Annotated in this window: 12 protein-coding genes; 6 read left to right on the forward strand and 6 right to left on the reverse strand. The window is 66.7% G+C overall.

Annotated features, from left to right (window positions below):
• Positions 1-76: 76 nt before the first annotated feature.
• The 3 genes from ACPYOD_RS18405 to ACPYOD_RS18415 form a co-directional block, all read right to left on the reverse strand.
• Positions 77-1,162, reverse strand: a complete 1,086-nt coding sequence (locus tag ACPYOD_RS18405) for a PepSY-associated TM helix domain-containing protein (protein ID WP_481303153.1) — start codon at positions 1,160-1,162, stop codon at positions 77-79.
• A 1-nt stretch (position 1,163) separates the two neighbouring features.
• Complete coding sequence (locus ACPYOD_RS18410; RefSeq protein WP_481303154.1) at positions 1,164-3,377, reverse strand: TonB-dependent receptor family protein; 2,214 nt, start codon at positions 3,375-3,377, stop codon at positions 1,164-1,166.
• 94 nt (positions 3,378-3,471) lie between these two features.
• Positions 3,472-4,119, reverse strand: a complete 648-nt coding sequence (locus tag ACPYOD_RS18415; RefSeq protein ID WP_481303155.1) for an HD domain-containing protein — start codon at positions 4,117-4,119, stop codon at positions 3,472-3,474.
• Positions 4,120-4,220: 101 nt separating this feature from the next.
• On the opposite strand from ACPYOD_RS18415, the gene ACPYOD_RS18420 reads away from it, so the two are divergent.
• Both ACPYOD_RS18420 and ACPYOD_RS18425 read left to right on the forward strand, forming a co-directional pair.
• Positions 4,221-5,195: a GlxA family transcriptional regulator gene (locus ACPYOD_RS18420; protein WP_481303156.1), complete on the forward strand. Its 975-nt coding sequence runs from the start codon at positions 4,221-4,223 to the stop codon at positions 5,193-5,195.
• 70 nt (positions 5,196-5,265) lie between these two features.
• The gene (locus tag ACPYOD_RS18425; protein ID WP_481303157.1) at positions 5,266-5,763 is read left to right on the forward strand and encodes a hypothetical protein; all 498 of its coding nucleotides are present in this window, start codon (positions 5,266-5,268) and stop codon (positions 5,761-5,763) included.
• Positions 5,764-5,773: 10 nt separating this feature from the next.
• Here the strand turns inward: ACPYOD_RS18425 and ACPYOD_RS18430 are convergent, their stop codons facing one another.
• Positions 5,774-6,394 (reverse strand): response regulator, encoded by a 621-nt coding sequence (locus ACPYOD_RS18430; RefSeq protein WP_481303158.1) that lies wholly within the window; start codon positions 6,392-6,394, stop codon positions 5,774-5,776.
• Between the two features lie 98 nt (positions 6,395-6,492).
• Here ACPYOD_RS18430 and ACPYOD_RS18435 point away from each other — a divergent pair, with 98 nt between their 5' ends.
• A complete protein-coding gene (locus tag ACPYOD_RS18435; protein ID WP_481303159.1) occupies positions 6,493-7,320 on the forward strand; it encodes a DUF72 domain-containing protein in 828 nt (275 codons plus the stop codon).
• Between the two features lie 27 nt (positions 7,321-7,347).
• Positions 7,348-7,995, forward strand: coding sequence for a DUF6348 family protein (locus ACPYOD_RS18440; RefSeq protein WP_481303160.1), 648 nt, complete (start codon positions 7,348-7,350; stop codon positions 7,993-7,995).
• A 36-nt stretch (positions 7,996-8,031) separates the two neighbouring features.
• On the opposite strand, the gene ACPYOD_RS18445 is transcribed toward ACPYOD_RS18440, so the two are convergent.
• Positions 8,032-8,505 (reverse strand): putative toxin-antitoxin system toxin component, PIN family, encoded by a 474-nt coding sequence (locus ACPYOD_RS18445; protein ID WP_481303161.1) that lies wholly within the window; start codon positions 8,503-8,505, stop codon positions 8,032-8,034.
• A gap of 4 nt (positions 8,506-8,509) precedes the next feature.
• Complete coding sequence (locus ACPYOD_RS18450; RefSeq protein WP_481303162.1) at positions 8,510-9,505, reverse strand: LLM class flavin-dependent oxidoreductase; 996 nt, start codon at positions 9,503-9,505, stop codon at positions 8,510-8,512.
• A 168-nt stretch (positions 9,506-9,673) separates the two neighbouring features.
• Between ACPYOD_RS18450 and ACPYOD_RS18455 the strand changes: the two genes are divergently transcribed.
• A complete protein-coding gene (locus ACPYOD_RS18455) occupies positions 9,674-10,375 on the forward strand; it encodes a pirin family protein (RefSeq protein ID WP_481303163.1) in 702 nt (233 codons plus the stop codon).
• 35 nt (positions 10,376-10,410) lie between these two features.
• The gene (locus ACPYOD_RS18460; protein ID WP_481303164.1) at positions 10,411-11,847 is read left to right on the forward strand and encodes a nicotinate phosphoribosyltransferase; all 1,437 of its coding nucleotides are present in this window, start codon (positions 10,411-10,413) and stop codon (positions 11,845-11,847) included.
• Positions 11,848-11,994: the final 147 nt, after the last annotated feature.

The raw sequence follows: 11,994 nt of genomic DNA on the forward strand, positions 1-11,994 counted from the left end.
AGATGTGTATAAGAGACAGCACCCTTCGCGCGCCAGCGCGTTTCCCACATACGGGTTGCCGTGCGGCACAGGCCGCTCAATGCGCGGCCGGGGCCCTGCGCTTCCGCGCCCGCCAGAACAGGAAGCCCGTCACCAGCAGGAAGCCCGGCAGCAAGCCCGTGACGCACGCGAGGACGCGCCATGCGAGGCCACCGACGGCCGCCGAGTGGATCGGGAACAACGCATTCGCAAGGCGACTGCCCGGACCGAGCTTCGTCGCGTCGTCGCCGCCGATGACCGTGGCTGTTGCCGGATCCATCCACAGCGAACTGCGGCCGGCGAGGTTCCACTCACCCGGCCGACGGATGCGCAGCACGAGCGTGCCGCTGTCTTTCGACGGCAGGGTCAGGCGCGTCAGCGCGGCCTCGGGTGCGGCGGCCTGCGCCGCGGCGAGTACGGCGGGCCAGTCGACCGGACCGCTCGTCGTCGGCGTTTTTGGCGGACGCGCCGGCGGCGGCTCACCGAACGCGGAGGCGAGGCCACTGCGCACCGCACCGCGATACGCCATGGTGGTGCCGGTGCCGATCATCACGATGAGCAAGGGCAGGGCGACGACACCGACGAAGCGGTGCAGGCTGGCCCAGCGCAGCACGGGAGGATTCGCGTGCGGCTTCAGGTGTCTCAATGCGCGCTGGCGGCCCGGCCAGTACAGCCAGACGCCGGAGAACAGCATGAACAGCCCGGCGCATGCCACCACGCCGAGCACGGTTTCGCCGACCGGGCCGGACAACAGGTGCGTGTGCCAGTCGAGCAGGGTGAGCAGCACGTCCTGGGATTTGGCCCGGTGCAACAACAGCTGCCCGGTACCCGCGTCGAAATAGCTGCGATCGCCGCCGCGCTCCAGCGCTTCCCACACCGGCAACTCGGCGTCGGGCAGCGAGAAGCCGCGCGCCTTGCCGCCTTCGGCCGTGGAGAGGATCGCCTGCAATGCGCGTCCTTGCGTGGAGAGGCCGGGCAGAGCGCGAGCCGCCAATTCGGGATGCGCGGCGCGGAACAGCGGCGCCTCCCAGAGCAGCACGCTGCCGGTGAGCGTCACCAGTGCCAGCAGCACGCCGAGGCTGAGGCCGAGCCACAGGTGCAGCGTTTTCAACGCGGTACGCAAGCGGCGCGGCCGGGCTGTCATGTCAGAAGTCCACCGAGGCCTGGACGAAGTACGTGCGAGGCATGCCCACGTAGATGCCGTCGTTGTTGTCGGTGGAACGGGTGAAATAGCGCTTGTCGGCGAGGTTCTTCACGCCCGCGCCAAGGCGCAGGTTCGCCATGGAGGGACCGAAGGCGTATTCCGCACGGGCGTTCCATGTGGTCCAGCCCGGGATATTGCCGAGGTCGCCTTCGGGCGAAGGCTCGGTCACGTACTCCGCGGGGTGGCTCGGATCGAAGCTCGGTGATCCCGGAGAGTGCTGGCGCGACTGGGAGAACGCGTCGAGGTTGAAGGTCCATTGCGCCACGCCGTAACGCAAACCGAGGTTTGCCGTGCGGCGGGAGTAGAACGGAAGGTCGCGTCCTTCGAACGAGCCGTGGCGATAGAACGCGTGGGTGTACGTGGCCGTGCCCCACAGGGTGAGGCCGCGCAGCGCATCGCTGAAGGCACCGAGGTCGACGTGCGCCGCGGATTCGATACCCTTGTGTGCCGTGGCGCCGAGCGTGGTCCAGCCGTCGTACGAGTCGGGCACGTTGGGCAGCTTGCCCACCAGTTGCAGTTCGTGATCGAAGTTGATCCGGAACAGCGTGACTTCCCCGCCCCAGGCCTTCGTGTCGTAGCGCGTACCGATCTCGTAGGTGCGCGCAGTTTCGGGCTTCAGGCCCGCGGCGAATTGGTTGTTCGAGTCCTTCTGTCCGATCTGGAAATACTGCAGCGAACCGAACGAGGTCTCCGCATTGGCGTAGAGCCTGAGTGCGTCGGTAACGTGGTAGATGACGTTGAGCGACGGCAGCGGCTTCGAGTAAGACTTCCGCCGCTCCGTGGGACCCTTCACCACCACCGTGTCACTGGGATGCGCCTGCCATTCGCTGTCGATCCGCTCGTAGCGGATGCCGGGCGTGATGGTCCAGTTGCCGGCATTGATGGTGTCGTCGACGTAGAGCGCGTGCGCTTCGTTGCTGCCGGTATTGTTGCCCGAGAGAACATAGGGGCCGTCGTAGGGGAAGCTGTCGTACGGCGTGTAGGGCAGGTTGGAAACGAACTTGTTGTTGCGCAGCGTGCGCTCGTGCATCGCCTCGCTCGTATAGCGGTATCCCACGCCGATCTCATGCGTCACCTGCCCCCAGTCGAACAGCTGCGAGTAACGCGGTTCGATCGCGAACACGTGGTAATTGCGCGGATAGGCATTCAGCTGGTGCGTGTACTTGCCGTTCGCGCCTTGCGTGATCGTTTCGATGTGGCTGCCGCGGAAACTGTCGGAATAGTACGACTGCACTTCGAAACTGCGGCGATCGTCCACATGGCTGTACTTCAGCACGTAGTCCGTGCGGCGGCCGTGGAAGTCGTCGAACGGCCGGCGCGACTGGAACGGGTCGGCATCGTAGTCGGCCTGGGTCAAGCCACCGGGCATACCGGCCTGGCCATCGTAGTGATGGATACTGCCGGTGAGCGTGTCTTCATTCGTAAAGGCGTACTTCGCCTTGAGCATCACGTCGTCGATGCTTTCGTTGTCTTCGTGCTCGCGGAAGCCCGGGCCGTGCAGGCCGTTGTAAAGCAGCGCCACGCCCAGTCCGCTGCTCGTGGTGCCCCCGACGAACGCATTCGTGTTCGTGCCGATGCCGCCATGCTCCCCACCCTGGAACTGAACGCCGGCGCTGCCGCCGAAGGTTTCCGGAATCTCGCGCGTCACGAAGTTGATGATGCCGCCCACGTTCTGCGGCCCGTAGCGCACGGAGCCACCGCCGCGCACCACGTCCACGGCCTCGATGTTGCCGAGGCCCACGGGCGCCATGGACACCTGCGGCTGCCCGTAAGGCGCCACGGCGATGGGTACGCCGTCCAGCAGGATGGTGGAGCGGGGCGAGAGGCGCGACGTGAGCCCGCGCACGCCCACGTTGAGGGAGACGTCGCTGCCGCCCGTGCCGTTGCTTTCCTGCACCTGCACGCCCGGGATGCGGCGGAGTGCATCGCGCAGGTTGGTGGCACCGGCCTCGCGCAGTTCTTCGCGACGCACGACGGTGCGGGCGCCGGGGTGGTCCACCACCGTGTTCCTGGCGGCGTCGCCGAGCCAGTCGCCGACCACCTTCACCCCTTCCAGTTCGGCGGCCGGCGGGGGTGGCGCGTCCTGCCCGAGGGCCGGGCGCATGGAGACGACACCGGCGATGGCCAGGGCGAGGGCGGTGGGACGGAAAAGCATGGAGATAGCGGCCTTCGATCGGGCAAAGACCGCTATCGTAAGTGCGAATGATTATCAGATCAAATACATCATGCCTTAACGAACCGGCGCGGGGTCAGGTCGGCCAGTGGTTGTGCAAGATGCACTGCACGAAGTCGGTGCGCTTGAAGTGCGGGTCCTTGTACGCCATGACGTCGGCTTTCACGTTGCCGAAGGTCGTTTCCGGCTTGTTGCGGATGCCGTTGTAGAAGGCATTCACGATGTCCTGCTTGAACGACGGCCCGCGCGGATGCACCTCGGCAACCTTCACCCGGTCCGCTTCCGGCACGTTCTCGAAGCCCATGCCGAGCACGTCCATCTCGACGCCAGCCGTCAGCAGCGCGATTTCCGGCTTCATGTACTGCGGAATATTGGGCGTGGTGTGCAGCGCGATGGCCGTCCAGACCGTGTCGATCTCCGCCTCGGAAACGCCTTTGCGCCGCAGGAATTCGCGAGCGGTGTCCGCGCCGTCCACCTCGAACCGCTTGTCCTTGCTCGAATGGGGCGGGGTGAGGCCCATGTCGTGGAACATGGCGGCGGCGTACAGGAGCTCCGGATCGTACTTGAGCGCCTTGGACTCGCCGGTCATGGCGGCGAAGAAGTACACGCGGCGGGAGTGGTGGTACAGGAGGTCGCTTTCGGTGTCCCGGACGAGTTCCGTGATTTCACGGGCGAGGGCACTGTCGGGAACGACGATGCCGGCAACGCTTTCGATCGTTTTCATGGCGGTGGCCGTGCTGGGTGGTGGTGGGTGTGGTTATTGAATCCCCCGGCGCGCCCGTCGTCATTTGACGCAAAGTAGCAATTGCTGCCATATTGCTTGGTATGCGGCCACCACCTTCCATCGTCGCCATCCTTGCCCCGCCCGGGGTCCAGATGCTGGACGTCTCCGGCCCGGCGGACGTCTTCGCCGAGGCCAACCGGCAGGCGGGGCGCGAGGTTTATCGCGTCGTGACGGTGGGCACGGCGCCCCTGGCGATCACGGCGTCGTCGGGCATACGTTTCCTTCCCGATACCACGATCCACGAGGAATTCGACCGACTGGATACGCTGCTCGTCGCGGGTTCGCCCACCCTGGCCGAAGCGGCCACAGACGTCGGCGTGGTCGCCTGGCTGCAAAGGCAGGCCGCGCGGTCGCGTCGCTACGGGTCCATATGCAGCGGCGCGCTGCTCTTCGCGCGCACCGGCCTCCTCGACGAACGGCGCGTCACCACGCACTGGAAAGTGGCGGGGCTGCTCGCGGAACGGCATCCGTCCCTGCATGTCGAGGCCGATGCCTTCGTGGTGCGCGACGGGCCCGTTTGCACGGCCGCCGGCGTCACCGCCGGCATGGACCTGGCCATTGCCCTGGTCGAAGAAGACCTCGGCCGCGATGTCGCGAAGGCCGTCGCAGCGGAGCTGGTGGTCTTCTACCGCCGTCCCGGCGGGCAAATGCAATTCAGCCGACATGGCGAATCCGCACCCGCAGGCCGCGGGGCGCTCCAGGAACTGCAACGCTACGTGGCGGCACATCCCGGGGAAGACCATTCGGTGGCCTCCATGGCCGCACGGGTGGGCATGAGCCCTCGCCACTTCGCCCGCATCTTCCGCCACGACGTAGGCATGACTCCCGCCGACTTCGTGGAGGCCATGCGCGTCGAAGCAGCCCGCCGCCTCCTGGAAGATGGCCACGAAACACCCAAGCGGGTGGCGGACCGCCTTGGCTATGCGGACGCCAACGGGCTGCGCCGTGCCTTCATGCGCCGGCTTGGCGTCACGCCGGCCGACTACCGCAAGCGGCACGCGCACGCGCGCACCTGACGCAGGCCGTTCACACCGGGTCGACCGCGGCGGGGAAACCATGGCGGTCGAACCTGCCGAAGGAGCCGCGATGAAAACCCGCCGCGTCTACAGCACGGCCGACATGGCCCAGGCCCGTCAGGCATTGGCGGCCGCCCGCAAGGCGGGCATTGCCAACGAAGACCTCTCGCTGATCGCCCGACACGAGATCGAGCTGGACGCCATTCCTGAGAGCCGCAAGGACGAGCACACCGATTTCATGCCCGCCGCCGTACGTGGCGCAGCGCAGGGCGGTGCTACCGGCCTGGTCGCTGGCCTCGTTGCCATCATGATCCCGCCCTTGGGGGTCACCATCGCAGGCGCCCTGGGGGTGACGGCCGCGGCCGCGGTGATGGGCGGCTGGGTGGGCGCCCTCACCGGCTCGGCGGCGCCGGACCCGGTGCGGCAGAAGTTTGAAGGAGAAATCGAAGCCGGCCGCATCCTCGTTGTCGTGGACGGAGAGGGCGAGGAGGGCCAGCGCGCGGATGCCGCCATCCTGGCCACCGGGGCGACGGCGCTTCCCTTCGATAAGCCGACGGCGCTTTCCTGACGCGGCGCTCCTACAGTTCGATGATGCCGCGGCGCAGGGCGATGGCCACGGCGTGCGTGCGGTCGTTGGCCTGGAGCTTCGCCAGGATGCTTTTCATGTGCGCCTTCACTGTTTCCTCGGCGATACCCAATGCGCCGGCCACGTCGCGATTGGCCTCGCCGCGCGCCACGTGCGTCAGCACCTGGGTCTCGCGCGGCGTGAGTTCGTCGTCGTCGGCATGGCCGGCCATTTCCTGCGCGATCTCTTCGGGAATGCGTTTCTTGCCGTCCATGATCTGCCGGATCGTGGCCAGCATGTCCTTGCGCAGTTCGCTCTTCAGCAGGTAGCCCTGTGCCCCCGCGCGGAAGGCACGCAGGGCCTGTACGTCGCCCCGGTAGGTGGTGAGCACCAGGATCCGCGCTTCCGGAAACTCGGACCGGATGGCCTCGATCGCGGCAATGCCGCCCATGCCCGGCATTTGCAGGTCCATGAGGGTAAGGTCGGGCAGGTGCTCGCGATAGCGCTCGATCGCTTCCTCGCCGGTGCTTGCCTCGGCGACCAGCTCGAGTCCATCGTACCCTTCGATTACCGCGGCAATGCCCTCTCGCAGCAAGGGATGGTCGTCGACGGTCAGGATTCGGATAGACGGCATGGTCGCTGCTTGTGAAGCTCGGAACGCGAAGTATCGCGCAAACGTTCAGCCGTCCGCTTGTACACACTATCCATCCGACTCCTGCGAGCATCGCGACCATGGCGACGAAACACGTTCGAACCGAAGAGGCAACCGGACACATCCGCACGGGTATGGGCGGCTGGGTGTTCCCGCCATGGCGTGGTGTGTTCTACCCGGAGGGGCTCGTGCAGAAGCGCGAGCTGGAATACGCCAGCCGTAAAGTCGACGCCATCGAGATCAACGGCACGTACTACCGCGCGCCGGAAGCCGCCACCTACGAGAAGTGGGCCGCGCAGACGCCGGAAGGTTTCATCTTCTCGGTGAAGGCGCCCCGCCTCATCGTGCAGGCACGTTCGCTCGCGGGCACCGGCCAACGGGTGCGCAGCTTCCTCGACGGCGCCGTGGCGCTGGGCGACCGGCTCGGCCCGTTGCTGTGGCAGTTCATGCCCACGCGCAAGTTCGACCCGGACGACGTGGCCGCCTTCCTCGACCTGCTGCCGGAGAAGCATGGCGGCGTGTCGCTACGCCACGCGATCGAAGTGCGCCACGAGAGCTTCATGGACGAACGATGGCTGGAGCTCGCGAAAGAACGAGGCGTGGCGACGGTGTTCACCGATTCGCCCAAGTATCCCTCCCTGGCCGACCTTACCGGTCCGTTCGTCTACGCGCGCCTGATGCGCAGCGAGTCAGAGCAGGCCAACGGCTATCCGGCCGCCCAACTGAAGAAATGGGCGACACGCGCGGAAACCTGGGCGCAGGGCGGCGATCCTGCCGACCTGCCGCACACGGGTGCCGTGGCCAGGCACGGCGAGGCCAGGGACGTCTTCATCTATTTCATCTCGGCGGCGAAGGAACGAAACCCTGCAGCCGCGGTCGCGCTCGCCAAGCTGGTTGGCAGCGCATAATCCACCTCCCCCACGACCGGAAGCTCCATGGACCGTTTCATCCAGAACTACCTCATCGACCTTTTCGGCGACAACAACGTGGCACTCGAACCCGACGAGGACTGGCTGCTCACCGAAGGCGAGGATTTCCCGGCCATTCGCGGTATCTGGCACGAAGGAAAAGATGGGGGCATGGGCCGGCTGGACATCGACGTGGTGCTCGACGAAGAGCGCACCATCGAGGAAAGCTTCGGCGGCATCGGCCCCGGCAAGGAAGGCTGCCGCAACGCACTGGATGGTTTCGCGCGTAACGATTTCCACGTGATCCTCGCCGCATGCTGGCATACGGTGAACGGCCGCAAGCTCGTCGTGCGCGACCTCACGGCGGGCGGTCGTCGATTCACCGCGTACATCGGCGACTTCACGCTGCGTGGCGAGAAGGACGCGCCGATGGAAATTCCGGAAGACGGCCTTTCCGCGCTGGAAGCCGCCATCGCCACCGCGCCGCTTACCTCCGACGTGCACTGGATCCGCGTGTTCTACGGCAACGTCGGCAACGGCGAGACACAGGTCGAGGTGCTCCTCGACAACGAACCGTGGGCCGCGGGACACAAGGCCATCGCCTCTGTGGATTGGCCGCAGCACGAGCGCTACTACAGCCTGCGCAATTTCATCGCGCTGGTACCGGCGGATTGATCCGGAGCATTGTGAGAGCCCTTTGTAGGAGCCGCTTCAGCGGCGATCCCGCGGCAGCGGGCAAGCTACCGCAAGCACCCATCGCCGCTGAAGCGGCTCCCACACAAGACCCGCGGGCGTCGTGATCGCGAAGAGCCCGTCGCGCACTGTGCGCCGCCCGAGCCGCAGCACTTCCGCATCGCGCGAGAAAAGCACATCCACGCCGGCCGCGGCGGCAAGGTCGAGGAACTTCTGATCGTCGGGGTCGCGGCAGCGAGGTGGTTTGACCGGCGGTTCCGTCGTCGGCAGCATCGTCACCAGCGCGTCGAACCGCGCGACGGCTTCCGTGCGGCGCGCTTCGTCCAGCTTCAGCAACGGATAGCTGAGCACCGCCAGCCATTCGTCGCGGCAGTCAGCGCGCGTCACGGCTTCGATCTCGCCGGATGCAAGCGCCGAGGCCAGCGAAGCAGCGCGCGGGTCGTCGAAGACGAAGACGTCGAGGCAGACGTTGGTGTCGAGGACGACCCGCATCGTGTCAGGCGGCGAGCTTCGCGTGCTGTTCGGCGACGAGGGTGTACGAGCGCTTGCGCGCCTCGTGGTCGAAGACCTGCGCGGTGATGATCAGTTCGTCGGCACCCGTGCGCTCGATGAATGCGGCCAGCCCTTCACGCACCGTGTCCGGGGAGCCCACGACGGCGCACGACAGCGCATGGTCCACCTGCGCCTTCTCCATGGGCGTCCATACGCCCTCCATGGAGTTCACGGGCGGCGGCAGCTGGCCGGGCGCACCCCGGCGCAGGTTCCAGAACGCCTGCTGCTGCGACGTGAAGAGGCGCCGTGCCTCGTCGTCCGTATCGGCGGCGACCACGTTGATGCCCAGCATCGCGTACGGCTTCGCGAGCACCTCGGACGGCCGGAACATCGTGCGGTAGACCTCCAGCGCCTTCATCATCAGGTCGGGTGCGAAGTGCGAGGCGAACGCGAACGGCAGGCCGAGTTCCGCGGCGAGCCGCGCGCTGAACAGGCTGGATCCGAGCAGCCAGATAGGCACATTGGTATCCATGCCGGGCACCGCACGCACGGTCTGGCCCGGTTGCTGGGGGCCAAGGAAGAACTGGAGTTCCTGCACGTCGTCGGGGAAACGGTCGTCGCTGGGTCCGAGTGCGCGCCGGAGCGCGCGCGCGGTGCCCTGGTCGGTGCCGGGCGCGCGGCCCAGGCCCAGGTCGATGCGGCCGGGATACAGCGAGGCCAGCGTACCGAACTGCTCGGCGATCACCAGCGGCGCATGGTTGGGCAGCATGATGCCGCCGGAGCCCACGCGAATCGTCTTCGTGGCTTCCGCGATGTAGCCGATCACGATGGCCGTGGCCGCGCTGGCGATGCCCGTCATGTTGTGGTGCTCGGCCAGCCAGTACCGGTGGAAGCCCAGGGCCTCGGCGTGGATGGCGAGGTCGCGCGAATTGCGCAGGGCGTCGCCGGGCGTGGCGCCGCGAACGACAGGGGACAGGTCGAGCACCGAGAACGGGATCATCCGGAAGCACCTTCAATGGGGGGGGGCGGCGAACCGCCGATCCGTTCCACATGGGATCGGTGCATGGAGGAAACAATCCGTTCCGGCGAACGATGCTCCACGGACGAAAGAGAGGAGGAAAATACACGCATCCACTCATCCAGTCCGGTAATTCCGGGGGAGCACCACATGATCGACGTCCGCCGTTTCGACAGCCTGGGCGGTGCCAACCACGGTTGGCTCGATGCCAAGCACCACTTTTCGTTCGCTTCCTACCACGACCCCAAGCGCATGGGCTGGGGCGCGCTGCGCGTCTGGAACGACGACACCATCGCCGCAGGCACCGGCTTTCCGCCGCATCCGCATTCGGACATGGAAATCATCACCTATGTTCGCGAAGGCGCCATCACCCATGAGGACAGCCTCGGCAACAAGGGACGCACCGAAGCGGGCGACGTGCAGGTGATGAGTGCCGGTACCGGCATCCGTCACGCCGAGTACAACGCCGAGCCGGAAGCCACACGGATCTTCCAGATCTGGATCATTCCGGATGGTGAGCGCAAGGCGCCGTCCTGGGGCACCCGCCCGTTCCCGAAGGGCGACCGTTCCGGGCGCTTCGTGACCCTCGCCAGCGGCATCGCCGGCGACGACGACGCCCTGCCGATCCGCACGGATGCCCGCGTGCTCGGCGCCAGCGTCAAGGCCGGCGAGACCGTGGAATACACGCTCGGTCCGGGCCGCTACGCGTACATGGTGCCGGCCGCCGGTTCGGTCGAGGTGAACGGCGTCGCGCTCGGCAAGGGCGACGGTGCGGCGATCCGCGACGAGACGACGCTGCGCGTCACCGCCAGCGCCGACGCCGAACTGGTACTCGTCGACACCGCCGCCTGATCGCGCGGCGGTAAGCCAGGGGTATGCTGTGGGTCATGACGACCCACGGCACGCCCTACCTCGACAATCCCATCCTCGATACCGACAGCTACAAGGCCAGTCATTGGCTGCAATACCCGCCGCGTACCGATGCCACGTTCTTCTACGTGGAATCGCGCGGCGGCACGTATGAAAGCACGGTGTTCTTCGGCCTCCAGGCCATCCTGAAGTCGCGCCTCGGCCATCCCGTCACGCACGCGCACGTGGATGAGGCGCGCGATTTCTTCGCGGCCCATGGCGAACCGTTCAACGAGGAAGGCTGGCGCCATATCGTCGAGGCGCATGGCGGCCGCCTGCCGGTGCGCATACGCGCCGTGCCCGAAGGCAGCGTGGTGCCGACGCACCAGGCACTGGTCACCATCGAATCGACCGATCCCGCGGCGTACTGGCTGCCCTCCTACCTCGAAACCCTCCTGCTGCGGCTCTGGTACCCGGTGACGGTGTCCACCATCAGCTGGCAGGCGCGGCGCACGATCCTCCACTACCTCGAACGCTCGTCCGACGATCCCGCCGGGCAGATCCCGTTCAAGCTGCACGACTTCGGTGCACGCGGCGTTTCCAGCGCGGAGTCTGCCGGACTGGGCGGCATGGCGCACCTGGTGAATTTCATGAGTACCGACACGGTGTCGGGCGTGCTTGCCGCCCGCGCGTACTACGGCGAAGCGATGGCGGGCTTCTCCATTCCGGCGGCCGAGCACAGCACGATCACCAGTTGGGGCCGCGAGCACGAGGTGGACGCTTACCGCAACATGCTGAAGCGCTTCGCGCGCCCGGGCTCGCTGGTCGCCGTGGTGTCCGACAGCTACGACATCTTCCACGCCATCTCCGAGCACTGGGGCAAGACGCTGCGCGACGAAGTCATCGCATCGGGTGCCACGGTGGTGGTCCGTCCCGATTCCGGCGACCCGGTGGAGGTGGTGCATCGTTGCGTAAGCCTGCTCGACGAAGCCTTCGGCAGTACGGTGAACGGCAAGGGCTATCGCGTGCTCAACCATGTGCGGGTGATCCAGGGCGACGGCGTCAATCCGGAGAGCATCCGCGCCATCCTCGAGCGCATCACCTGTGCCGGCTACTCAGCCGACAACCTCGCCTTCGGCATGGGTGGCGCACTGTTGCAGAAGCTCACGCGCGACACGCAGAAGTTCGCACTGAAGTGCTCCGCGGCGCGCATCGACGGACGCTGGCGCGACGTGTGGAAGGACCCGGTGACGGATCAGGGCAAGATGTCGAAGCGAGGCCGCATGACGTTGTTGCGCCATCGCGAGTACGGAAGCTACCGCACCGTTCCGCTTCCCGACGACGCGGTGTCCCTGCCTCCCGAAGCAACCGATCCGGGTTGGGAGGACGCGATGGTCACGGTGTGGGAAAACGGCGAACTGAAACGCGACTGGTCATTCGCGGAAGTGCGCGAGCGCGCCGCGGCCGGGCGCTGACCGAAGCATTGTGGGAGCCGCTTCAGCGGCGATCCCGCGGCAGCGGGCAAGCTTGCCGCGAACACCCATCGCCGCTGAAGCGGCTCCCACACAGAAGACACTACTTCACGGATTTCCGCTTCATCAAGCCGCGCGTGAACAGGTATG

The sequence above is a fragment of the Luteibacter sp. HAY1-4A genome, from assembly GCF_056755355.1.